Annotated in this window: 20 protein-coding genes; 17 read left to right on the top strand and 3 right to left on the bottom strand. The window is 74.7% G+C overall.

The genetic code is table 11. The annotated features are described in order from the left end of the window. Positions 1-67: 67 nt before the first annotated feature. On the top strand, positions 68-472 hold the full coding sequence (locus AB0424_RS15120; protein WP_366305762.1) for a BlaI/MecI/CopY family transcriptional regulator: 405 nt from the start codon (positions 68-70) through the stop codon (positions 470-472). Between the two features lie 5 nt (positions 473-477). Beyond that, the gene (locus tag AB0424_RS15115) at positions 478-1,434 is read left to right on the top strand and encodes a M56 family metallopeptidase (protein WP_366305437.1); all 957 of its coding nucleotides are present in this window, start codon (positions 478-480) and stop codon (positions 1,432-1,434) included. 37 nt (positions 1,435-1,471) lie between these two features. Here AB0424_RS15115 and AB0424_RS15110 read toward each other — a convergent pair whose 3' ends face one another. Then, the gene (locus tag AB0424_RS15110) at positions 1,472-1,927 is read right to left on the bottom strand and encodes a tellurite resistance TerB family protein (RefSeq protein WP_188270826.1); all 456 of its coding nucleotides are present in this window, start codon (positions 1,925-1,927) and stop codon (positions 1,472-1,474) included. Between the two features lie 251 nt (positions 1,928-2,178). Continuing rightward, on the bottom strand, positions 2,179-3,426 hold the full coding sequence (locus tag AB0424_RS15105) for an SLC13 family permease (protein WP_366305436.1): 1,248 nt from the start codon (positions 3,424-3,426) through the stop codon (positions 2,179-2,181). Positions 3,427-3,651: 225 nt separating this feature from the next. Here AB0424_RS15105 and AB0424_RS15100 point away from each other — a divergent pair, with 225 nt between their 5' ends. From AB0424_RS15100 to AB0424_RS15065, 8 genes are all read left to right on the top strand, one after another. Continuing rightward, entirely contained in the window at positions 3,652-4,566 is a 915-nt protein-coding gene (locus tag AB0424_RS15100; RefSeq protein ID WP_366305434.1) for a dihydrodipicolinate synthase family protein, read from the top strand. 137 nt (positions 4,567-4,703) lie between these two features. Continuing rightward, the gene (locus tag AB0424_RS15095; protein WP_366305432.1) at positions 4,704-5,708 is read left to right on the top strand and encodes a proline racemase family protein; all 1,005 of its coding nucleotides are present in this window, start codon (positions 4,704-4,706) and stop codon (positions 5,706-5,708) included. A 90-nt stretch (positions 5,709-5,798) separates the two neighbouring features. Continuing rightward, positions 5,799-6,587: a GntR family transcriptional regulator gene (locus AB0424_RS15090; RefSeq protein ID WP_366305430.1), complete on the top strand. Its 789-nt coding sequence runs from the start codon at positions 5,799-5,801 to the stop codon at positions 6,585-6,587. Between the two features lie 180 nt (positions 6,588-6,767). Beyond that, positions 6,768-7,991: a PLP-dependent aminotransferase family protein gene (locus tag AB0424_RS15085; RefSeq protein ID WP_366305428.1), complete on the top strand. Its 1,224-nt coding sequence runs from the start codon at positions 6,768-6,770 to the stop codon at positions 7,989-7,991. Between the two features lie 180 nt (positions 7,992-8,171). Continuing rightward, the gene (locus AB0424_RS15080) at positions 8,172-8,603 is read left to right on the top strand and encodes a cell division protein SepF (protein ID WP_366305427.1); all 432 of its coding nucleotides are present in this window, start codon (positions 8,172-8,174) and stop codon (positions 8,601-8,603) included. 55 nt (positions 8,604-8,658) lie between these two features. After that, positions 8,659-10,029: an ATP-binding protein gene (locus AB0424_RS15075; protein ID WP_366305425.1), complete on the top strand. Its 1,371-nt coding sequence runs from the start codon at positions 8,659-8,661 to the stop codon at positions 10,027-10,029. Then, the gene (locus AB0424_RS15070; protein WP_366305423.1) at positions 10,026-10,421 is read left to right on the top strand and encodes a nucleotide pyrophosphohydrolase; all 396 of its coding nucleotides are present in this window, start codon (positions 10,026-10,028) and stop codon (positions 10,419-10,421) included. The genes AB0424_RS15075 and AB0424_RS15070 overlap by 4 nt, the downstream gene beginning before the upstream one ends. Before the next feature lie 126 nt (positions 10,422-10,547). Next, positions 10,548-11,033 (top strand): DUF6099 family protein, encoded by a 486-nt coding sequence (locus tag AB0424_RS15065; RefSeq protein WP_366305422.1) that lies wholly within the window; start codon positions 10,548-10,550, stop codon positions 11,031-11,033. A 71-nt stretch (positions 11,034-11,104) separates the two neighbouring features. Here the strand turns inward: AB0424_RS15065 and AB0424_RS15060 are convergent, their stop codons facing one another. Then, positions 11,105-11,437: a hypothetical protein gene (locus AB0424_RS15060; RefSeq protein WP_366305783.1), complete on the bottom strand. Its 333-nt coding sequence runs from the start codon at positions 11,435-11,437 to the stop codon at positions 11,105-11,107. Between the two features lie 249 nt (positions 11,438-11,686). Between AB0424_RS15060 and AB0424_RS15055 the strand changes: the two genes are divergently transcribed. From AB0424_RS15055 to AB0424_RS15025, 7 genes are all read left to right on the top strand, one after another. Beyond that, positions 11,687-12,610 carry an LLM class F420-dependent oxidoreductase gene (locus AB0424_RS15055; protein ID WP_366305420.1) on the top strand — a complete coding sequence of 308 codons (924 nt, stop codon included), beginning with the start codon at positions 11,687-11,689 and terminating at the stop codon, positions 12,608-12,610. Between the two features lie 16 nt (positions 12,611-12,626). After that, the gene (gene mmuM, locus AB0424_RS15050) at positions 12,627-13,562 is read left to right on the top strand and encodes a homocysteine S-methyltransferase (RefSeq protein WP_366305418.1); all 936 of its coding nucleotides are present in this window, start codon (positions 12,627-12,629) and stop codon (positions 13,560-13,562) included. Between the two features lie 199 nt (positions 13,563-13,761). Then, entirely contained in the window at positions 13,762-15,270 is a 1,509-nt protein-coding gene (locus AB0424_RS15045) for a 3' terminal RNA ribose 2'-O-methyltransferase Hen1 (RefSeq protein WP_366305416.1), read from the top strand. Continuing rightward, positions 15,267-17,795, top strand: a complete 2,529-nt coding sequence (locus tag AB0424_RS15040; protein ID WP_366305415.1) for a polynucleotide kinase-phosphatase — start codon at positions 15,267-15,269, stop codon at positions 17,793-17,795. Before AB0424_RS15045 ends, AB0424_RS15040 begins: the two co-directional genes overlap by 4 nt. A 334-nt stretch (positions 17,796-18,129) precedes the next feature. Beyond that, positions 18,130-18,855 (top strand): Crp/Fnr family transcriptional regulator, encoded by a 726-nt coding sequence (locus AB0424_RS15035; protein ID WP_366305413.1) that lies wholly within the window; start codon positions 18,130-18,132, stop codon positions 18,853-18,855. A 170-nt stretch (positions 18,856-19,025) separates the two neighbouring features. Beyond that, a complete protein-coding gene (locus AB0424_RS15030; RefSeq protein ID WP_366305411.1) occupies positions 19,026-19,805 on the top strand; it encodes a hypothetical protein in 780 nt (259 codons plus the stop codon). After that, positions 19,802-22,237 carry a hypothetical protein gene (locus tag AB0424_RS15025; protein WP_366305409.1) on the top strand — a complete coding sequence of 812 codons (2,436 nt, stop codon included), beginning with the start codon at positions 19,802-19,804 and terminating at the stop codon, positions 22,235-22,237. The genes AB0424_RS15030 and AB0424_RS15025 overlap by 4 nt, the downstream gene beginning before the upstream one ends. Positions 22,238-22,309 lie beyond the last annotated feature (72 nt).

Here is a 22,309-nt window from a genome sequence, read left to right as displayed (position 1 = left end):
GGGCGGACCGCCGGACGCGCCGGCGGGGATACGCCGCGACGGCGGCGGTGGGCAGGAGGACGGCGGCATGGTGGACGGGGTGGACGACGGGACGGGGGCCGCGCCGCGCAGGCGCGGGCAGGGCGAGCTGGAGGCCCAGGTGCTCGCCGCACTCCGCGAGGCGTCCGAGCCGGTGCCGGTGGCCTGGGTGCGCGAGCGCCTCGGCGGCGCCCTCGCCTACACCACCGTGATCACCATCCTGACCCGGCTGTGGGCGAAGGGCGCCGTCGAGCGCGAGCGGTCCGGCCGCTCCTTCCGGTGGACGGCCGTCGCCGACGAGGCCGGTCTCGCCGCCCTGCGGATGCGGAAGGTGCTGGACGCGGAGGCCGACCGGCAGGCGGTCCTGGCCAGCTTCGTCACCGCACTCTCGCCGAACGACGAGCGACTGCTGCGTGAACTGCTCTCCAGGGAAGCCGAGGAGGAGGAAGGCTAGCCGCCATGGGAGTCTTCGTCTTCCTTCCCCTGGTCCTCCCGCTGACCGCGTGGCCGGTCGCGCGCCTCGCCGAACAGCGGCTCCATCCCCGTACGGCGACGCGCCTGCTCGCCGTCCTGGCCGGAGTCTCCGCCGTGTGCAGCACGCTCTGCCTCGGCCTGCTGATGATCGTGGGCACGGCCCAGCTGCCGGGCAACCCGCTGCCCGACGGCTGGTCCGATCCCGACGTCCGCGCCGCCGTCCCCTTCGACGAGATCGCGGGCCGGGCCGCCATCCCGGCCCTCCTCGCCGTCCTCGTCTCGTGCGGCGGTGCGGCCTGGCGCCAGCTGCGCGCCCGCCGCCGCGCGGCCGGTGCACTGGTCGGACTGCCCGCCACGTCCGTCGCCGTGCTGCCGGACCCGATCCCGTACGCGTACGCGCTCCCGGGCGCCGTCCCCGCACGCCGGGGCCGTGGCGACGGCCGGGTCGTGGTGAGCACGGGGATGCTCGCCGGGCTCTCGTCGGCCGAGCGCCGCGCGCTGTTCGCCCACGAGCGGGCGCATCTGGCCGGGCGGCACCACCGGTACCTGCTCGCGGTGCACCTGGCCGCGCGCGCCAATCCGTTCCTGCTCCCGCTGCGTACCGCCGTCGCGTACACGGCAGAGCGCTGGGCGGACGAGGAGGCGGCGGCGCAGGTCGGCAGCAGGCGGGCGGTGGCGCGGGCGATCGGCCGGGCCGCGCTGCTGTCCCCGCGGCCGCTCGCGGCGACGCTTCCCGCCCTGGCGGCGGCCGGGCCGGTGCCGAGGCGGGTCGCGGCCCTGATGCGGCCCGCCCCGGTGGTCGGGGCGTGGCCGCCGGTGTTCACGGCGGTCGGGCTGGCGGCGTGGGGCGCCGCGTTCGGCGTGACCGTGTCGGCGCTGTCCTCGGCGAACTCGGCCGTGACCCTGTTCCTCGTCCTGCACGCGACCGCGGCGCCGGTGTGACCGGCACGGCGGTCGCGCAGGAGCGGGGAGTGACCTTCTAGAGGTCGAACTCGTGGGGCGGAAGGTCGAGCGTGAAGCACGCCTCGCGCACCACGGCCTGCTCGGTCTTGTCGAAGTCGCCGTCGGCGCCGCCGATGACGATGCCGATCTGGACCACGGCACGGGCCTCGGCCGGCTTCTTCTTCGCCTTGGCGATCTCCTGGAGCACGCTGACCTTGCCGAAGTCGAAGTCGGCGGTCAGCTTGTTCAGGTTGTCGTCGAAGCGGCGCTGGAGGTCGATCGCGTCGAAGTTCTGCAGCACCTCGTTGGTCGCGATGAGCTGCGCGACCCGGCGGCGCTCGGCGGGGTCGATCGTGCCGTCGGCAGCCGCGACCAGGGCACACATGGCCATGCTCGCGTCGCGGAACGCGCCGCTCTTCAGGTCGTTCTTCTTCGCCACCAGCTGGGTCTGCATCGTCGATGCGGATTCCTTGATGCGGTCCCACAGGGCCATGAGCACTCCCGACGTCGGTTACTTCTACGGACTTGTAGAACGTAGCAGTGGGCAGCGGGGTTCCCGGGGCGGACGGGGTTGTCGGGACGGACGAGGTTCCCGGAGCCGATGAGTCGATGAGTCGATGAATCGGCGGGCGAGGGGTCAGGGGCCGAGGGTTCGCGGGCGAGAGGGCCAGGAGGTGGGCGAGGGGTCGCGGGCGAGGGTTCAGGAGGTGAGCGAGGCGAACGAGGCGGCGGGCGCGCCGCCGCTCATACGCCCATCAGCAGCAGCGAGGCCCAGAGGGCGACGGTCGAGGCGACCAGGGCGGCGGGGACCGTCAGCAGGCCGAGCCGGGTGAACTCGCCGAGCGCCACGGGGTGCCCGTGGTCGTGGGCGACCCGACGCCACAGGAGGGTGGCGAGGGAGCCCGCGTACGTGAGGTTGGGGCCGATGTTCACGCCTAGCAGCACCGCGAGCACCGAGCCCGGACCGGAGGCGGCCGCCAGCGGGACCAGCGCCAGGGTGGCGGGCAGGTTGTTGATCAGGTTGGCGAGGACGGCGGCGAGCGCCGCGGTGCCGAGCAGGGCCGGGAGCGAGGTGCCCTCGGGCAGCACGTGGGCGAGGGCGGTGCCGAGGCCGTTGTCGACGACCGCCCGGACGACGACGCCGAGCCCGAGGACGAACGCGAGGAAGGGCAGCGACGCCGAACGGACGAGGGCGCGCGGGGTGGTGCGGCGGTGGGCCAGGGCGTGGACGGCCAGGACGGCGGCGCCCGCGGCGGCCGCCCAGGCCGGGTCGAGGCCGACCGCCGAGGCGACGCCGAAGCCGGCGAGCGTCGCGGCCACGGTCCACAGGGCGAAGAAGGGGAACGGCGCGGCCTCCGGCGGTTCGACGGGGTCGGCCGGGGCGGCGAGGTCGCGCGCGAAGAACCGCCGGAAGACCGCGTACTCGACGGCGATGGCGACGAGCCAGGGGAGCAGCATCAGCAGCGCGAACCGGGTGAAGCCGACCCCGGCGGCGGTGAAGGCGAGCAGGTTGGTCAGGTTCGACACGGGCAGGAGCAGCGAGGCGGTGTTGGACAGGTGCGCGCTCGCGTACACGTGGGGTGCGGGACGGGCTCCCATCCGCGCGGTGGTCGCGAAGACCACCGGCGTCAGCAGGACGACCGTCGCGTCCAGGCTCAGGGCGGCGGTGATCAGCGACGCGAGTGCGAAGACCGCCCCGAGCAGGCGCCGCGGGCGCCGGTGTGCCCGCCGGGCCATCCAGGTGCCGCACGCCTGGAAGAGCCCCTCGTCGTCGCAGAGCTTGGCGAGGACGAGCACGGCCGCGAGGAAGCCGATCACCGGGCCCAGTCGCTCCGTCTCCTCGCGCACGGCCGCGGGTGTGACCGCGCCCACCGCCAGTACCACTCCCGCGGCGGGCGCGGCGAAGGCCGCCTCGGGCAGGCGGAAGGGCCGGACGACGGCGCAGACGAGCACCACGACCAGGGCGAGTACGGAGACGGACGCGACGAGCATGTGTTCGATGATGCACGGCCGCCCGTGGGGTCGGGACCGCCGGGGGTGATCCGGGGGAGCGGTGGGGTCGCCGGGTCTGCCTCGCGGTCGCGGTCGCGCGCCGCCCGGCGGCTTCCGTGCACGCGGGCTGACGGGAGGTCAGAAAATGCGTGAGGGTGAGGGGCTTGTGGCCTCTCCGTCCTTCAATAAAATGTCACACACCACACGAGGAGTCGGAGTCCATCCATGGCCCACGAGCATGCCCCCGCGCACCGCGCCCACCCCTGGCACGGGATCATGGTCGCCACCGCCCTGCCCTTCCGCGGCGACGGCACGGTCGATCACGACGCCTACGCGGAGCACGTGGCGTGGCTGATCGCCAACGGCTGTGACGGGGTCGTCCCCAACGGCTCGCTCGGCGAGTACCAGACCCTCACCGGCGAGGAGCGCGCGCGGGTCGTCCGTACCGCCGTCGAGGCCGCCGGCGACGGGGCCCGCGTCATGCCCGGCGTCGCCGCGTACGGCAGCGCCGAGTCCCGCCGCTGGGCCGAGCAGGCCGCCGAGGCCGGCGCCGGATCCGTCCTCCTCCTGCCGCCGAACGCCTACCGCGCCGACGAGCACGCCGTACGCGACCACTACGCCGCGGTCGCCGCCGCCGGCCTGCCGGTCGTCGCGTACAACAACCCGATCGACACCAAGGTCGACCTCACGCCCGCGCTCCTGGCGAGCCTGCACGCCGACGGCAGCATCGTCGCCGTCAAGGAGTTCAGCGGAGACGTCCGCCGCGCCTACGAGATCGCAGAGCTCGCCCCCGAGCTCGACCTGATCGTCGGCGCCGACGACGTCCTCCTCGAACTCGCCCTCGCCGGTGCGGTCGGCTGGATCGCCGGCTACCCCAACGCTCTCCCACGCACCTGCGCCACCCTCTACCGCGCCGCCGTCGCAGGAGACCTCGGCGTCGCCCTCCCCCTCTACCGGTCCCTGCACCCGCTGCTCCGCTGGGACTCCAAGACGGAGTTCGTCCAGGCCATCAAGGCTTCCATGGACCTCGCCGGCCGCCCCGGCGGTGCCACCCGGCCGCCGCGCCACCCGCTCTCGCCCGAGCAGGCGGCCGTCGTCCGCGCCGCCACCGAGAAGGTCCTCGCGGAGGGCCACGCGTAGGGCCACGCGCAGAGCGATTCCGCGCCCGCCCCCTGTCCGCCCGTTCCCTTCCCTCTTCGCCCGCGCCCGCCGGTGTCCCCGCACCTGTCCGCCCGTGCCGACCGATTCCCCAGCCCGTCCGCCCGAAAGGACGACCCATGCGCACCCGCCACGTCTACCACGCGGTGGACTCCCATACCGAGGGCATGCCCACCCGTGTGATCACCGGCGGCGTCGGCGTCATCCCCGGGGCCACGATGGCCGAGCGCCGGCTCCACTTCATCGAGCACATGGACCACCTCCGCACCCTCCTCATGTACGAGCCGCGCGGCCACGCGGCGATGAGCGGCGCGATCCTCCAGCCGCCGACCCGCCCCGACGCCGACTACGGCGTGCTCTACATCGAGGTGTCCGGACTGCTGCCGATGTGCGGCCACGGCACCATCGGGGTGGCGACCGTCCTCGTCGAGACCGGCATGGTGCCGGTCGTCGAGCCCGTCACCACGGTCCGCCTCGACACCCCGGCCGGGCTCGTCGGCGTGGACGTCCGGGTGGAGGACGGCGCCGCGAAGGCGGTCACCCTGACCAACGTGCCGTCCTTCTCGGTCGGGCTCGACCTCAAGGCCGAGGTTCCGGGGTACGGCACCGTCACCTACGACCTCGCCTTCGGCGGCAACTTCTACGCCTTCGTCGACCTCGACTCCCTCGGCCTGCCCTTCGGCCGTGCGCACCAGGACGAGCTGCTCGCCGCCGGTCTCGCCGTCATGGACGCCGTCAACGCCGGGCCCGACCGGCCCGTCCACCCGGAGGACCCCGCCATCGCCGGCGTGAAGCACGTCTACCTGGCCGCGCCGGGCTCCGACGCCACCCGCTCCCGGCACGCCATGGCCATCCACCCCGGCTGGTTCGACCGCTCCCCCTGCGGTACGGGCACCAGCGCGCGCATGGCCCAGCTGCACGCCAGGGGGCTGCTGGCCCCGCACACCGAATTCGTCAACGAGTCGTTCATCGGAACCGAGTTCACCGGCCGGATCGTCGGCGAGACCACCGTCGGCGGACTGCCCGCCATCGTCCCGACCGTCACCGGCCGGGCCTGGATCACCGGCACCGCCCAGTACTTCCTCGACCCGGACGACCCCTTCCCCGCGGGCTTCCTGCTCTGACACGGGGGCGCGGGCCCCTGCGCGGAGGGCCGCAGACGGAGAAACGTGACATTGTACGATGCTCCTCCGTGACACCTCGGAGGACGCACGATGGGTGACCTGAAGCAGTACGGCCTGGTCCGGGCGCAGGAACGGCTCCGCGACCAGGTCGGTCATGCCCTCCGCGCCGCCCTCATCGCCGGCGAACTGCGGCCGGGCCAGGTCTACTCGGCCCCCGGCCTCGCGAGCGACCTCGGCGTCTCCGCCACTCCCGTCCGCGAGGCGATGCTCGACCTGGCCAGGGAGGGCCTGGTCGAACCGGTCCGCAACAAGGGCTTCCGCATCACCGAGGTCAGCGGGCGGGACCTCGACCAGTACACCGAACTGCGCACCCTCATCGAGGTCCCCACCGTCGGTCGCATCGCGGAGACGGCCGACCGGGCCCGGCTGGAGGCGCTCCGCCCCGTCGCCGAGGAGATCGTCTCCCGCGCCCGGGACCACGACCTCATCGGCTATCTGGAGGCTGACCGCCGCTTTCACCTCGCGCTGCTCGCCCTCTCCGGGAACGACCGGCTCGTCGAGACCGTCGGCGAGCTCCGCAAGCGCTCCCGGCTCTACGGTCTGACCGCCCTGGACGAGGCGGGCAGGCTGGTCACCTCCGCCGAGGAACACCTCGAACTCCTCGACCTGATGGCCGCGGGCGACGCGCGCGGCGCCGAGGAATGCATGCGCCGCCACCTCGGCCACGTCCGCTCCCTCTGGGCCGACGACACCCACGACGAGCCACCCGCCCCGAGCCGCACGCCGTCCACCGCAAGCCGTGAGCCGGCCGCCCCCGGCCGCCCACCGTCCGCCCGGAGCGGCGAACCCTCCGCTCGTCCCGGCCTCGCCGCGCTCTAGGCCCCCCTCTACCCACTCCTGGGTGACGACGGCGGCGCCCTGCCCTCCCCGCAGCGACGGAATGGCAAGGGCCCGACCCGCGCGGGAACGTCGTGGAACGGTCTTTCAGCCTCCAACTCCGCTTCTCCCAGGGCGAATCGGGAACCTGGACAGCCTCGGGGCGATCTATATGCTGTGGCCATGCTTCCTGCCGCCCCGACGCCCGCGCACGCCGCCGGCGCCGCTTCCGTGCCCCCGCCCGCCACCGCCTCCCGGCTGGCCCAGGTCGGACCGTCGCCGGTACGGGAGATCCTGGCGCTCACCGCGCGGCCCGAGGTGATCTCCTTCGCCGGTGGCCTGCCCGCTCCCGAACTGTTCGACGTCGAGGGGATACGGGCGGCGTACGACCGCGTGCTGGCGGAGCAGCCGCAGCAGGCGCTCCAGTACTCGACGACCGAGGGCGACCCCGGACTGCGGACCGCCGTCGCCGAACGGCTCACCGCCCGGGGACTGGCCACGGACGCAGACGACCTGCTCGTCACCACCGGCTCGCAGCAGGCCCTGACGCTCCTCACCACGGCCCTCGTCGAGCCCGGCGCGGTCGTGCTCGTCGAGGACCCCTGCTACCTCGCGGCCCTGCAGACCTTCGGCTTCGCGGGGGCCCGGGTCGTCCCCGTGCCCACCGACGACCAGGGCATCGTCCCGGCCGCCCTCGACGAGATCGCGGCCCGCGAGAAGCCCACCCTCCTCTATCTCGTCCCCACCTTCCAGAACCCCACCGGCCGCACCCTGCCCGCCGAGCGTCGCACCGCCGTCGCCGAGGCCGCGGCCCGCCACGGCTTCTGGATCGTCGAGGACGACCCGTACGGCGAACTGCGCTACGAGGGCGAGCGCGTCCCCTGGATCGCCGCCGACCCGGCCGCCGCCGACCGCACGGTCCTGCTCGGCTCCTTCTCCAAGGTCATGGCCCCCGGTCTCCGGCTCGGCTTCCTGCGTGCCCCCGCCGGGCTGCGCCGCGCCTGCGTCATCGCCAAGCAGGCCGCCGACCTCCACACCTCGACCATCGACCAGGCCGCGGCAGCCCGTTACCTGCGCGACAGCGACCTCGACGCCCACGTCGCCGTCATGCGCGCCGCCTACCGCGAGCGCCGCGACGCGATGCTCGAAGGGCTCCCGGCCGCGCTCCCCGAGGGCGCCCGGTGGAACCGTCCGGAAGGCGGCATGTTCGTCTGGGCCACCCTGCCCGCGGGCCACGACGCCACCGCGCTCCTGCGGACGGCCGTCGGCCACGAGGTGGCGTACGTGCCCGGCGCGCCCTTCTTCTGCGGCGAGCCCGACCCCGGCGCGATGCGGCTGTCGTTCACCACCCACTCGGCGGACGAGATCAGGGAGGGCCTGCGCAGACTGGCCAAGAGCTTCGTCTGACGGCGGGTCTCCGTCCGGGCGAAGGCCCGAGTTGACATACCGGCACGACCCCGGCACGACCCCCCCGCCCCATCCACGGCATGGGCCGACCGGGTGACTTCCGCTCCGCGTCGGCCACGGCCCGGTCACGACCTCGTGTCGTTGTTGGGCCGAACGGGTGAGGAGCGGGAGGATGGGTCCATGAGTAGGTACGAGAGGTACGACGTCACCGACGAGCAGTGGGAGGGCCTGGCGCAGGTCGTGCCGCTGCGCGGACGTGACGAATGGCCGTCCAGGGTCGACCACCGCACGATCCCCGAGCAGTACGAGTCCGCAGAACAGCGCCGCATGGTGGTGCTCCGGGTGCAGGTGTTCGCCGACGCCCGCGAGGTCGCCGAGTACCTCGTCGCCCAGATCCCGGTGCTCCTCGATCTGACCAGCGCCGACACCGAGGTCGCCAAGCGGATCCTCGACTTCAGCAGCGGCGTCGTCTTCGGCCTCGGCAGCGGCATGCACCGCGTCGACCGGAACGTCTTCCTGCTCGCCCCGGCCGGCACGGAGGTCGAGGGCGCGGAAGGCGAGGACGAGGACGACGTCGTGGGAAGCCGGACCGCCGGCGTCCCCCGATCGTAGGAAGGTCATCTCGCCGTAACGGTTCGTCAGGGAATCGGCTGCGTACGGTCCGGGCATGGACCTCACCGGCGGCTCCACGCTCGCCCGCACGTCAGACGCGTCTCCCCCCGGCGTCTCCCGCTCCGGCACCGACCCCACGGTCCGCCCGGACGCCCCCTCCCCGCAGTCCGTCCCCCCGGGACCGCCCCCGTCCGCGACGGGACCGCGCCCCGGCTCCGGACACCCCGTCGGCTCCGTCCCGCGATCGCGTGCCTCCGTCCCCGAGGCGCGGGGTCCGTCCGACGGCGGGGCGGGGCCCGGGCGGAGCGTCGCCCGCCCCACCGTCACCGAGCTGCGCCTGTCCGCGTTCGCGGGACACCGCGGGAGCGTGCACCCGCTGGGGCCGGTCACGCTCTTCGCCGGCCCCAGCGGCAGCGGGAAGTCGACCACGCTGCGGGCGTACGAGGCGCTGGCGAGGCTCGGCGCGGGTGACCCGCTGGACGAGGTCTTCCCCGACGCGGCCGACCTGGTCCCCGAGCGGGCCAGGCCCGACGCCCAGGGGCGGCGCGGCTTCCGGATCGGGTGCACGGTGGACGGACCGGAGGGGCCGGTCCACCTGGACCTCGCCGTCCAGGCCGAGCCCCGGCTGAGGATCGTCGGCGAACGGCTCACCGGACGCGGCCGCACCCTGCTGGCCACCGCGCTGCGCGACCCGGGCCGCAGCACCGTCCAGGCCGCGTGGCACACGGCCGGCGCGACCCCCGTGACCCGCGCACCGCTCCCCGACGACCTGCTCGGCACGGCCCTGCTGCCGCTGCGCGTCGCGGGGAAGACCGCGGGGCAGCTGGAGGTGCTGGCCGCCGCGGAGCAGGTGGTGATCGGGCTGAGGTCCGCCTTCGCCTGCGACCCCAGGCCCGAGGGGATGCGGGCGCCCGTCCCGCCCGGCGAGGGCCGGCTCCGGCGCGGCTGCGGCAACCTCGCCGAGGTCCTCCACCGCACCCACACCGACTGCCCGCGCCGGCACCACCGCCTCGCGGCCGTCGCGGGAGCGGGCTGCTCGGGACCCGTCACGGGACTGGGCGTCCAGGAACTTCCGGAGGGGACGGTACGGGCGTTCCTCGAACGCGGCGGCCGGCCCCCGACCCCGCTGGGCCGCCTCGGCGACGGCGAGCTGCGCTATCTGGCGCTCGCGCTCACCCTGCTCACCGGCCCCGGCGTGCTGGCGATGGACCGGCTCGCGGAGGTGCCCGACGCCATGCAGAGCCTGACGCTGCTCGCGGACGGCCTCGACCGCGGCCTCGACCGCCGGCAGCTGGGCGAACTCCTCGGGCTCGCGGTCGGCATCGCCGCCGACGGACACATCCGGGTCGTCGGCACGGTCGGGGAACGGGCGGCGGGGGAGGCCCGGCGGACGCCCGGGGTGACCGTGGTAGACCTGACCGGATGACGGACGACCATGACGTGGCGGGACTCCAGCGCAGGCTGGTCGAGTTCGCGGCCGCGCGCGACTGGCAGCCCTACCACACCCCCAAGAACCTGGTGGCGGCGCTCAGCGTCGAGGCCGCCGAACTCCTGGAGATCTTCCAGTGGTTGACGCCCGAGCAGGCGGAGCGGGTGATGGACGACCCCGAGTCGGCGCACCGCGTCCGCGACGAGGTGGCGGACGTGCTCGCCTATCTCCTCCAGTTCTGCGCGGTGCTCGGCGTCGATCCCCTGGAGGCCCTGGCGGCCAAGATCGACCGCAACGAGGTCCGGTTTCCGGCGCGGCGGAGGGCCGGAGAGGGCCGGGAAGGGGGTGCGGGCGGGGATACGGACGCTGATCGTCACTCTTCGGAGTGATCGGCTTTCCCCCATCGAGCTTCCTGTCCACAGATTTCCGAATTCCCCTGGTGGAGAGGCTCAGGCGGCTTCACGCTGGGTAGTGGATGGAGTGGGTAGTAAGTCGTACGAACGGGGGCGGCGTTGATGGACGCGGAGCGACTCATCACGCTCGGCCGGCGGGCGCTGGCGGAGAGCGGGACGGCGCAGGACATCGTGGCGGAGGCATGGCAGGCGCAGGCGCTCGCCCAGGCGATAGGGAGGCGTCTCGCCCTCTGCGGGCCCATGGAGCTACGGGGCGACGCGCGGGGACTGGGCGAGATCGGGGAGTACCCGATGTGGGGCGCCGGTGGCCCCCGTGCGGCCCAGCTGACCGAAGTGGGGGACCCGCACGGGACGTTGACCGCGCTGGGGGCGTTACTGGGGGAGGTGGGGATCGCGCTCGTCGGGGTGGCCTGCGCCACCGACGAGGAGGGGCTCTACTGGCAGTGCATCGAGGCCATCGACGCCGCCGACGAGTCGAGTGACCGGGTCCGCGGGATGCTCCGGCGCCTCGCGGTGCGGGACGGAGAGCGGGCCCGCCCGCCCGACCCGGCCCGCGGTCGCGCGGGCCCCGGTCGGGGCCCGACGTGAACGGCTCCCGACGGACGGCCGGGGACACGCGGAGGACGGATGGTCCGGCCCTTCCCGGAAGCGACGGATTCCTAAAGGGCGGTGCCGGGCCCGCCGTGCTGGAACCGGCCGTTCCCACCGTGCTCGTCGTCCTCGCCGCGGTGGGGTGCGGGGTGGTCGTGCGGGCCGGTCCGGTCGAGCGGGGCGGCCTGGTGGGGCTCGCGGTCGTGCTGCTCGGGCTCGTTGCGGTCGGCCGAGGACTGCAGGTCCGCGTCGAGCTGGGAGAGGTCGGCGGAGAGCGCCGCCATGAGCTCCTCCATCTGCTGGAGCAGGCCCTTGGGGGCGCCCGAGGTCTTCTGCTCGGGCACGGACTGCGCTGCCGACTGTTCGGGGACGGCCCGCTCGGGCGCGGCTTCCTGGGACATGGCTGCCTCCTCGACCGGGACCCCACCGCCGAGGACGGGGCCACGAGAGAGAGCGACGCACCGGCAGCGGCCGCCGGCACGAGGGCCGGGCGGTCCGGCTCCGCCCGAGCCAACGACAGGTGCCGGGCCCCGGTCACTGGCCAGGGCGGACGCGCCCCGCCAGGGGGTCGGATATTCACCCGACCGTGCCGGGGCGGACGGCGGGCTGACGGAGAGGTTGACACGCACCCGACGGTGCAGGATGGAGGCATGGATCTTCGCATCTTCACGGAACCCCAGCAGGGAGCCGACTACGACACCCTCCTCGCGGTGGCCCGGGCCACCGAGGAGCTCGGATTCGACGCGTTCTTCCGCTCCGACCACTATCTGAGCATGGGCTCCGGCGACGGTCTGCCCGGCCCCACGGACGCCTGGATCACCCTGGCGGGCCTGGCGCGCGAGACGAAGCGCATCCGGCTCGGGACGTTGATGACGGCGGGCACCTTCCGCCTTCCCGGGGTCCTGGCCATCCAGGTGGCCCAGGTCGACCGGATGTCCGGCGGCAGGATCGAACTGGGCCTGGGCGCCGGCTGGTTCGAGGAGGAGCACCGGGCGTACGGCATCCCGTTCCCTCCCGAGAAGTTCGGCCGGCTGGAGGAGCAGCTGGCGATCGTCACCGGACTGTGGGCGACCGAGGTCGGCAAGACCTTCAGCCACGAGGGCGAGTTCTACCGGCTCACCGACTCTCCCGCGCTGCCCAAGCCCGCCCAGGAGAAGATCCCGGTGCTGATCGGCGGGCACGGCGCGAGCCGGACGCCGCGGCTCGCCGCGCGGTACGCCGACGAGTTCAACATCCCCTTCGCCTCGCTGGAGGAGACCGAGCTGCAGTTCGGCCGGGTCCGGGCCGCCGCCGAGGCGGCCGGCCGCGCGGCCGACGACCTGGTCTACTCGAACGCGCTGGTGGTCTGTGTCGGCAAGGACGACGCCGAGGTGGCGCGCCGGGCCGCGGCGATCGGGCGCGACGTGGACGAGCTCCGGGCCAACGGCCTCGCGGGCTCGCCCGCCGAGGTCGTCGACAAGCTCGGGCGGTACGCGGAGGTCGGCTCCTCCCGGGTGTACCTCCAGGTCCTCGACCTGGACGATCTGGACCACCTGGAGCTGATCTCCGCGCGGGTCCGGTCACAGCTGGGATGAGCGGGGTGAGCAGCCGATGAAGCCGGTCCGAACGCTCGCCGAGGCCCTCCGGGCCGGGGTGGTCGTCCTCGACGGCGGCCTGTCCAACCAGCTGGAGGCGCAGGGGTGCGACCTCTCGGACGCGCTCTGGTCCGCGCGGCTCCTCGCCGACGGGCCCGAGCAGATCGAGGCGGCGCACGCGGCGTACGTGCGGGCCGGCGCCCGGGTGCTCATCACCTCCAGCTACCAGGCGAGCTTCGAGGGCTTCGCCCGCCGGGGTGTGGACCGGGACGCGGCGGCGGGGCTGATGGCCCGGAGCGTGGAGCTGGCGCGGGCGGCGGCGGACCGCGTGGCCGACGAGGTCTGGGTCGCCGCGTCCGTCGGGCCGTACGGCGCGGTGCTCGCGGACGGCAGCGAGTACCGGGGACGGTACGGACTGACCGTGCGGGAGCTGGAGGCGTTCCACCGGCCGCGGATCGAAGCCCTCGTGGCGGCGGCGCCCGACGTGCTGGCGCTGGAGACGGTCCCGGACGTGACGGAGGCGGAGGCGCTGCTGCGGGCCGTGGAGGGGTGCGGGGTGCCGGTGTGGCTCTCGTACACCGTCGAGGGCGGGCGGACCCGGGCCGGTCAGGACCTGGCGGAGGCGTTCGCGGTCGCCGCCGGGGCCGGGGAGGTCGTGGCAGTCGGCGTGAACTGCTGCGACCCGGCCGAGGCGGGGGAGGCCGTCGAGCTCGCCGCGGCCGTGACCGGGAGACCGGTCGTGGTCTACCCCAACAGCGGGGAGCGGTGGGACGCCCGCGCCCGCGGCTGGCGCGGCGACCTCGCCTTCGACCCGGCCGCGGCCGTCGCCTGGGCCGCGTCCGGCGCCCGGCTCGTCGGCGGCTGCTGCCGGGTGGGACCCGGCACGATCACGGCCCTCGCGTCGGCCCTGGCCGGAATCCCCGGCGCCGGCGGTGGGCTCCGGGGCGCGTGAGGCCGGTCGCCCCGGTCGATCCGGTTGCTCCTGTCGCTTGGGTTGCTCGGCTTGCTCGGGTCGACCCGGGCGCTGCGACGCAGGGGCGCCGCGGCGTGGGCCCCGTGGCGACCCGGCATCGCACACCCGGGCCGTGGGCACCCGGGCCGTGGGCGCCCGGGCCGTGCGCGCCAGGGCCCCCGGCGGCAGGGTCGGGAAAATGCCTGGTGGGCGGGGGGACGGGCGACCCATACTCGGAAGTGTGTTCCTGACGATCAGTACGACCGGCAACCCGGAGCGACCCGCGACCGACCTCGGCTTCCTGCTGCACAAGCACCCCGAGCGGGCACAGGCGTTCTCGACCTCGCACGGCACCGCGCACGTCCTCTACCCCGAGGCGAGCGCCGAGCGGTGCACGGCAGCACTCCTCCTGGAGGTGGACCCCGTGGCGCTGGTGCGCCGCGGCAAGGGCAAGGGCCGGGGCGGCGCCCCGGACTCGGCGCTCGCGCAGTACGTGAACGACCGCCCCTACGCGGCGTCCTCGCTGCTCGCGGTGGCGCTCGCCAAGGTCTTCAAGACGGCGCTGCACGGCGTCTGCCAGGCGATGCCCGAGCGGGCCGCCGCGCCGCTGCCGCTGCGCGTCGAGGTGCCCGCGCTGCCCGCACGGGGCGGTGCCGCCCTGGTCCGGGCGCTGTTCGAGCCGCTCGGCTGGGAGACGGTGGAGGCCGAGCCGGTTCCGCTGGACACGGAGTTCCCCGAGTGGGGCGACTCCCGGTACGTGCGGCTGGTCCTGGAGGGCGAGCTGCGGCTCGCGGACGCCCTCAACCACCTGTACGTGCTGCTGCCGGTGCTCGACGACGCCAAGCACTACTGGGTCGCGCCCGACGAGGTCGACAAGCTGCTGCGGGCCGGTGACGGCTGGCTGGCGTCCCACCCCGAACGGAAGCTGATCACCGCTCGCTACCTCTCCCGCCGCTGGGGCCTGGCCCGCGAGGCGACGGAGCGGCTCGAACTGGTGCGGCTCGCCGAGGCCGAGGGGGTCGACGTCGAGGACGTCGACAACGCCGTCGACGAGACCACCGACACCGAGGAACGGCCGGTGCCGCTCGCCGAGCGGCGACGCGAGGCGATCCTCGCCGCGCTCGGCGCCGCCGGAGCTGCCCGCGTCCTCGATCTGGGCTGCGGGCAGGGCCAGCTGGTGCAGGCCCTCCTCAAGGACGTCCGCTTCACCGAGATCGTCGGCGTCGACGTGTCCGTCCGCGCCCTGACCGTCGCCGCGCGACGGCTGCGGCTCGACCGGATGGGGGAGCGGCAGGCCGCGCGCGTGAAGCTGCTCCAGGGCTCCCTCGCGTACACCGACAAGCGGCTGACCGGCTATGACGCGGCCGTGCTCAGCGAGGTCATCGAGCACCTGGACCTGCCGAGGCTGCCGGCCCTGGAGTACGCGGTGTTCGGCTCGGCGCGGCCCCGGACGGTCCTGGTGACCACGCCGAACGTCGAGTACAACGTGCGCTGGGAGTCGCTCCCGGCCGGGCACGTCCGGCACGGCGACCACCGGTTCGAATGGACCCGCGAGGAGTTCCGCCGCTGGGCGGCCGAGGTCGCGGGGCGGTACGGGTACGACGTCGGGTTCACCCCGGTCGGCCCCGACGACCCCGAGGTCGGCCCGCCCACCCAGATGGCCGTCTTCACCCGCACCGACGAGACCTCGAAGGAGGCCGCGGCATGACCCGCACCCTGCCCGTCACCGACCTGTCCCTGGTCGTGCTCGTCGGCGCGACCGGCTCCGGCAAGTCCACCTTCGCCCGGCGTCACTTCAAGCCGACCGAGGTCGTCTCGTCCGACTTCTGCCGGGGACTCGTCGCCGACGACGAGAACGACCAGTCCGCGAGCAGGGACGCCTTCGACGTCCTCCACTACATCGTGGGCAAGCGCCTGGAGGCGGGACGGCTGACCGTCGTCGACGCCACCAACGTGCAGCAGGAGGCCAGGCGCCGGCTCGTGGAGCTGGCCAGGACCTACGACGTGCTGCCGATCGCGATCGTGCTCGACCTGCCCGAGGACGTGTGCCGCGACCGGAACGCCGGCCGTCCCGACCGGGCCGACATGCCCGCGCACGTCATCCAGCGCCACCGCCGCGAGCTGCGCCGCTCGCTGCGCGGCCTGGAGCGCGAGGGCTTCCGCAAGGTCCACGTCCTGCGCTCGGTCGAGGAGGTGGAGGAGGCGTCCGTCGTCCTGGAGCGCCGCTTCAACGACCTGCGCCACCTCACCGGCCCCTTCGACGTCATCGGCGACATCCACGGCTGCCGCTCCGAGCTGGAGACCCTGCTCGGCAAGCTGGGGTACGTCGACGGACACCACCCCGAGGGCCGTACGGCGGTCTTCGTCGGCGACCTCGTCGACCGCGGCCCGGACTCGCCGGGCGTCCTGCGCCGGGTGATGGGCATGGTCGCCTCGGGCGACGCGCTGTGCGTGCCCGGCAACCACGAGAACAAGCTCGGCCGCTGGCTGAAGGGGCGCAAGGTCCAGGAGACCCACGGACTCGCCGAGACCATCGAGCAGCTGTCGGGCGAGAGCGACGCGTTCCGCGCCGAGGTCGCGCGGTTCATCGAGGGGCTCGTCAGCCACTACGTCCTCGACGGCGGTGCCCTCGTCGTCTGCCACGCTGGGCTGCCGGAGAAGTACCACGGCCGCACCTCGGGCCGGGTCCGCTCGCACGCGCTGTACGGGGATACCACCGGCGAGACCGACGAGTTCGGGCTGCCGGTGCGGTACCCGTGGGCGGAGGAGTACCGGGGCCGGGCCACCGTCGTGTACGGCCACACCCCGGTGCCCACCACCTCGTGGGTGAACAACACCATCTGCCTGGACACCGGAGCCGTGTTCGGCGGGAAGATGACGGCGCTGCGCTGGCCGGAGCGCGAGCTCGTCGACGTCCCGGCCGAGCGCGTCTGGTACGAGCCGGTCAAGCCGCTCACCACCGACGCGCCCGGCGGCCACCAGGGACGCCCCCTGGACCTGGCCGACGTGCACGGCCGCCGGATCGTCGAGACCCGGCACCTCGGCAACGTCGCGGTGCGGGAGGAGAACGCGGCGGCGGCCCTGGAGGTCATGAGCCGCTTCGCCGTCGACCCCCGGCTGCTCGCCTACCTGCCGCCGACGATGGCGCCGACCGCCACCTCGCGGGTCGAGGGCTACCTGGAGCACCCGGCCGAGGCGTTCGCCCAGTACCGGGCGGACGGCGTCGAGCGGGTCGTGTGCGAGGAGAAGCACATGGGCTCCCGGGCCGTGGCCCTGGTCTGCCGCGACGAGGAGGCGGCGCGCGAGCGCTTCGGCGTCACCGGGGTGACCGGCGCGCTGCACACCCGTACCGGACGGCCGTTCTTCGACGACGGCGCCGTGACCGAGGAGGTCCTCGGCCGGCTGCGGACCGCGATCGGCGCCGCCGGCCTGTGGGAGGAGCTCGACACCGACTGGCTGCTGCTCGACGGCGAGCTGATGCCGTGGTCCCTCAAGTCGGCCGGGCTGCTGCGCGCGCAGTACGCGGCCGTCGGCGCCGCTTCCGGCGCCGTCCTCCCCGAGGTGGTCGGCGCCCTCGAACGGGCGGTGGCCCGCGGGGTCGAGGGGATCGACGGGCTGCTCGCCGGGCAGCGGGACCGGGTGGGGGACGCGGCGGCGTTCACCGAGGCGTACCGCAGGTACTGCTGGCCGACCGAGGGACTGGACGGGGTGCGGTTCGCGCCCTTCCAGCTCCTGGCGGCCCGTGGTCGCCCGCTCGCCGCCGTCCCGCACGACGAGCAGCTGGCCCTGATCGACCGGCTGGTGGAGCACGATCCGACCGGGCTGCTCCAGGTGACCCGTCGGCTCGTCGTCGACACCGGCGACGAGGCGTCGGTCAAGGCCGGCACCGACTGGTGGCTGGAGCTGACCGGGGCCGGCGGCGAGGGCATGGTCGTCAAGCCGCTGGCGGCGCTCGTCCGCGACCCCAAGGGCCGGCTCGCCCAGCCGGGCGTGAAGGTACGCGGCCGGGAGTACCTGCGGATCATCTACGGCCCCGAGTACACCCGGCCGGAGAACCTGGAGCGGCTGCGGCAGCGCTTCCTCGGCCACAAGCGGTCGCTGGCGCTGCGCGAGTACGCCCTCGGCCTGGAGGCGCTCGACCGGCTCGCGGGCGGGGAACCGCTCTGGCGGGTCCACGAGGCCGTCTTCGCGGTCCTCGCCCTCGAATCGGAGCCGGTCGACCCCAGGCTCTGACCCGGCCGCGCGGAACCGTCGCGCGGGGACACCGCCAGGAACGTCCCGGAGGGGCGGCTCCGCGAAGCCTTCACCAAGACTTCGCGGAGCCGCCCCTCGGCCGTCCCCGGGGGCGCAGGGTCGCCGGCGGCGGCGCTCCCCTGCGCCCCTCGTGCTCGTTGACGCGTTTCTTCCGCACCCTCTAGCGTTCTTCACCCCATGACGTGACACAACGTCAACTCTGTGACAGAGATGGCCACATGAGGTGGGAACAAGCGCACGAAAAGAGCCGGTCGACCCTCCGAGGGCAGTCTTCCGCGGACGACCGGCGAACGGTACGGGGGGTGGGCGGGCCATGAGTCTCTTCGGCCAGGACCGCTCCTTCCTCCACGCCCTCCAGGCGGCCGACCGGCGGGCACTGCTCGCCGAGGGAGCCCGCCGCGTCTACGAGCCCGGGGAGGTGATGATCCGCGAACGCGACACCAGCGCCTACGTCCTCGCCCTGCTCTCGGGGTGGTCCGTCGTCTCCGTCGGCACGGAGCGCGGATCGCGCCTCATCCTCGCCCTGAGGGGCGCCGGCGAGGTCGTCGGCGACCTCGCCGCCGTCGACCTGCGCCCGCGCAGCGCCACCGTCACCGCCCTCGGCGCCGTCGAGGCCGTCGCCGTCTCCGGCGACCGGTTCCGGCGCTTCCTCGCCGCCCGGCCGCACGCCACCTCGCTGATCATGCGGCAGCTCGCCACCCGGCTCCGCAGCGCCGACGTCGAACGCCGGTCGCTGGCCTCCGAGACCGTCCTCCAGCGCCTCGCGGCCCGGCTCGTCGAACTGGCCGAGCGCGCGGGGCGCCGCGCCGACACCGGCACCGTCCTCGAACTCCCGCTTCCCCAGCACGACCTGGCCGCCGCCATCGGAGCCACCCGGGAGGCGGTCGCCAAGGCGCTGCGCCTGCTGCGGGAGCAGGACGTCGTCCGCACCGCCCACCGCACCGTCGTCGTCATCGACATGCGTGTCCTGGTGCTGCTGGCCGAGGGGCGCGCACGCCCCGGCGCGGAACGGGCGGACGAATCTCCGCCGGATGTGTAAACGGCTACATCGCCGGTCGCGGAAGGCGACCACTCTGGAGACGCGCCCCCGGAACGAGGCCGCGGCGGCGGCCGGTGGCCGCCGACGAGGAGCCGCCGGGGAACCCACGGGACCACGGCGCCACAGCGCCACGGCATCGAACGGCACGACGCATCACACAGGGAGTCCGAGTGAGCAGTGCGGGAGCGAGCGGGGTGGAGGGCGGCATCCACCGCCTCGTCGTCTTCGGCGACATCTGCGGGTCCGGAGCCATGGACATGGCGGAGAAGGAGCTGCACCGCGCCGCGATGTACGACGCCTTCGACGAGGCGTACAGCTCCGTCGGGGTCGAGCCCGGCACCTTCCACCAGGAGGACCGGGGCGACGGCATCCTCGCCGCCCTGCGCCCCGACGTACCGCCGACGCTCATGGTCGGACGGTGGATCGACACCCTCTACGAGAGCCTGCGCGCGCACAACGCGGGCCGGGACCGCCGGCTGCGGCTGCGGATCGGCATGAACGCCGGGCTCGTCGTCCAGGACCGGCACGGCCTCGTCGGCCGGGCGGTGGACCTCGCCGCCCGGCTCTGCGACAGCCCCCCGGCCAAGGACCTCATGGCGGAGGCGACCGACGTCGACCTGCTCGTCGTGGTCTCCGACTGGCTGTACGAGAACGTCGTCGCGCTCGGCGGCCGCTACGTGGAGCCGGACCACTACCGCACGTCCCGGGTCCGGTCCAAGGAGACCGACGAGACGGCCTGGTTCCACGTGCCGCGCAGGACCGAACCGCCGTTCGCCGGCGGACCACAGACCGGCGTTGGGCCGTCGCGGGGGGACGGCCCAACGCCCCGGACCGGGGGCGGGAACCGCACGTACCACGTCGGCGGCGACCTGCTCGACGTCCACGGCAACACCGTCCACGGCGACTTCACCGGCATCCGCAGGACCGCGCGGGCGGGTGAGCCGGAGTGAGCGACCAGGACGACGGCGCCTCGGGGAGCGAACCCCAGGACGCCGGTCGCGCCGACGACCGGGCCGGCGGGCACGGCCGGGCGGACCGGGGCGGCGAACGCAACGGCGGGAACGACCGGAACGGCGGGAGGGGCGGCGACCGGGGCGCCGGCCGCGGGGGCGACCGGGGCGCAGGCCGCGGCGAGCGGGAGGCCGACCGCGCCGACCGGGGGGACGGCTCCGGGGACCAGCAGCGCGAACCCAGCGTCTTCGCCGCCGCCGACCGGGGCCTCCTCGGCGCCGAGAGCGGCACCGGCGGCGCCGCCACGGCACGCCGCGCCGTCCGCACCCTGAACGGGGCCGCGGCCGACCGGCACACGGTCATCCACGGCGACGGGGTCGTCTACGAGGGCCCCCAGGTCCTCGCCCTGTACGGCCCCGACCGCTCGCCCCACGTCGTGCAGGGGCCCGTCCCGCCCGAGACGCTCGCCCACCTCGACCGCGTGTACTGCGAGCCCGTCGGCTACCGGCTGATGAAGGACCGGCTCCGCGACCACCGGGTCCTGGTCCTGTGCGGCGAGCCGAGCAGCGGCCGGCGCGCCACCGCGCTCGCCCTCCTCGACGAACTCACCCGCGGCAGGGTCTTCCGCCTCGACCCCCGCCACGGCGTCGACGAGATCACCGAGGAGTACGTCCAGGAGGGCGGCGGCCACCTCCTGGAACTGCTCACCGAGGACGTCAGGACCGAGAGCGAGCCCCGCCACACCCGCACGGGCTCCGGCGACCGCCCCCCGACCGCCCCGCGCCCCGCCACCCGCCTCTCCGAGCTGCACCTCGACCGCTTCGGCGACCTGCTGCGCGGCCGTGAGGCGTACGGCATCGTCCTCGTCGAGAACGGCGAGCTCGCCGACCGGCTCCTGCGCGGCCGCTACGGGGTCTACTGCGCCCCGCCGCCCGCCGACGAGGTCCTCCACCGCCATCTCCGGCTCCGGCTGAGCGGCGAGGCACTCGCCTCCGCCCGGGAGCTGGCCCGGCGCCCCGACGTGGTCGAGGCCCTCGGCCTGGAGGCGCTGCGCCCGCGCGAGGCCGCCCGGCTCGCCGACCACCTCGGCCGGCACTGGCGCGGCGAACTCACCGACGAGCAACTCCTCGCGGACTGCGCCACCTTCGTCACGGCCCAGGCCCGCGCGTGGTTCGCCGGAGCGGACCGGCCCGGGACGCTCCCCGAGGCCCTCCCCGTCCTCAACGCCGGAGCCTTCCGCATCGCCGTCGCCGTCTTCGACGGCTCCGCCTACAGCCTCGCCGCCGAGGCCGCCGAGCTGCTCGCCTGGGAGCTCGCCGTCACCCTCGACCCCGAACACGCCCCCGGGCGGAGGCTGTTCGGCACGCACGCCGAACACCGGCCGGTGCTCGCCCGCGCCGTCCTCGAGGACGGCGAACTGGACCTCGGCCCCGCCAAGGTGCCGGTGCGCGCCGTCCGGTTCCAGGGCGGAGGACTCGCCGGAGCCGTCCTCGGCGAGGTCTGGCACGGCTACCACAACGTCCGCGGCCCGGTGGCGCGCTGGCTGCGCGCCCTCTGCGACGACCCGCGCTCCGAGGTGTGGGTCCGGGCCTCCATCGCCGCCGGTGTGCTCTGCTCCTGGGACTGGATCCACGGCTTCCGCGAACTGATCGCACCCCTCGCCGCGACGGACGAACCCGTCGCCCGGATGGCCGCCGCCACCGCGCTCGCCGAGTCCGCCCGCGACCCCCGGGTCCGGCCGGCCGTCGCCGACGTCCTCAAGGAGTGGGCCTCGTCGGACGAGGACACGCTCGTCGAGACCGCCCTGCTCGCCCACGGCTACGTGCTGGCCGCCGGGGACGTGCCCGGCTCGCTCGACGCCCTCGCCCGGGTCGTCAGGGCCCGCGAGGCGGGCGACACCGACGTCCTCGTGCACGCCGCCTTCAGCGCCGCCCGGCTGCTCGCCTCCGGCGAGCCCGATCCCGTGCTGCGACGGCTGCGCGCCTGGCTCGACGACGGCCGCCCGAGCCTCGCCAACCTGGTCCTCCTCACCGTCATCCGCGCCCTCGGCACCCGGACCACGCACCTGTGGGGACTGCGCGACGTGCCCGAGCTGGAGCCGCACGCGGCCCGGCCGCTCTTCGTCGCCCTGCTCGCCACCCGGCCCGACCTCGCGCCCGAACTGGCCCGCCTGCTGCGGCACACCCTGGCCACGGCGCGCTCGGGCGAGGTGGCGCTGGAGGCGTTCGGCGGACTGCTCCGGCGCGCCGCCAAGGACCCGGAGTCGCTCGGCCACGTCTGCGGCCTCCTGCCGCTCCTCGCGGTGGACCGCCGCGACCGCGACCGCCTGCGGGCGCTGCTCAACGAGCTGGTCAGGGACCGCGACCGGCCCCTGGGCCGACGCGCGGCGCGGCGGATGTGGGACGCCGTCACGGAAGGAGCGAGCCGATGACCGGGCCCGGGCAGGACCGGAACGGCCGGCCGGACGACCGGACACGGTGGGGCGAGCACGACCTCGACGGAC

Origin of the sequence: Streptomyces sp. NPDC051180 (assembly GCF_040689545.1) — a bacterium.
Classification (GTDB): Bacteria; Actinomycetota; Actinomycetes; order Streptomycetales; family Streptomycetaceae; genus Streptomyces.
The sequence above is the reverse complement of the archived record's forward strand: the minus strand, read 5'-3'. Positions and strand labels throughout refer to the sequence as shown.

What these genes read in the sequence shown, in the direction of transcription:
- mmuM (WP_366305418.1), top strand. Translation starts at nt 12,627, where the DNA reads ATGAAGCCGGTCCGAACGCTCGCCGAGGCCCTCCGGGCCGGGGTGGTC.
- AB0424_RS15095 (WP_366305432.1), top strand. Translation starts at nt 4,704, where the DNA reads ATGCGCACCCGCCACGTCTACCACGCGGTGGACTCCCATACCGAGGGC.
- AB0424_RS15100 (WP_366305434.1), top strand. Translation starts at nt 3,652, where the DNA reads ATGGCCCACGAGCATGCCCCCGCGCACCGCGCCCACCCCTGGCACGGG.
- AB0424_RS15085 (WP_366305428.1), top strand. Translation starts at nt 6,768, where the DNA reads ATGCTTCCTGCCGCCCCGACGCCCGCGCACGCCGCCGGCGCCGCTTCC.
- AB0424_RS15055 (WP_366305420.1), top strand. Translation starts at nt 11,687, where the DNA reads ATGGATCTTCGCATCTTCACGGAACCCCAGCAGGGAGCCGACTACGAC.
- AB0424_RS15115 (WP_366305437.1), top strand. Translation starts at nt 478, where the DNA reads ATGGGAGTCTTCGTCTTCCTTCCCCTGGTCCTCCCGCTGACCGCGTGG.
- AB0424_RS15080 (WP_366305427.1), top strand. Translation starts at nt 8,172, where the DNA reads ATGAGTAGGTACGAGAGGTACGACGTCACCGACGAGCAGTGGGAGGGC.
- AB0424_RS15045 (WP_366305416.1), top strand. Translation starts at nt 13,762, where the DNA reads ATGCCTGGTGGGCGGGGGGACGGGCGACCCATACTCGGAAGTGTGTTC.
- AB0424_RS15040 (WP_366305415.1), top strand. Translation starts at nt 15,267, where the DNA reads ATGACCCGCACCCTGCCCGTCACCGACCTGTCCCTGGTCGTGCTCGTC.
- AB0424_RS15105 (WP_366305436.1), bottom strand. Translation starts at nt 3,426, where the DNA reads ATGCTCGTCGCGTCCGTCTCCGTACTCGCCCTGGTCGTGGTGCTCGTC.
- AB0424_RS15075 (WP_366305425.1), top strand. Translation starts at nt 8,659, where the DNA reads ATGGACCTCACCGGCGGCTCCACGCTCGCCCGCACGTCAGACGCGTCT.
- AB0424_RS15060 (WP_366305783.1), bottom strand. Translation starts at nt 11,437, where the DNA reads ATGTCCCAGGAAGCCGCGCCCGAGCGGGCCGTCCCCGAACAGTCGGCA.
- AB0424_RS15070 (WP_366305423.1), top strand. Translation starts at nt 10,026, where the DNA reads ATGACGGACGACCATGACGTGGCGGGACTCCAGCGCAGGCTGGTCGAG.
- AB0424_RS15110 (WP_188270826.1), bottom strand. Translation starts at nt 1,927, where the DNA reads ATGGCCCTGTGGGACCGCATCAAGGAATCCGCATCGACGATGCAGACC.
- AB0424_RS15090 (WP_366305430.1), top strand. Translation starts at nt 5,799, where the DNA reads ATGGGTGACCTGAAGCAGTACGGCCTGGTCCGGGCGCAGGAACGGCTC.
- AB0424_RS15065 (WP_366305422.1), top strand. Translation starts at nt 10,548, where the DNA reads ATGGACGCGGAGCGACTCATCACGCTCGGCCGGCGGGCGCTGGCGGAG.
- AB0424_RS15120 (WP_366305762.1), top strand. Translation starts at nt 68, where the DNA reads ATGGTGGACGGGGTGGACGACGGGACGGGGGCCGCGCCGCGCAGGCGC.
- AB0424_RS15035 (WP_366305413.1), top strand. Translation starts at nt 18,130, where the DNA reads ATGAGTCTCTTCGGCCAGGACCGCTCCTTCCTCCACGCCCTCCAGGCG.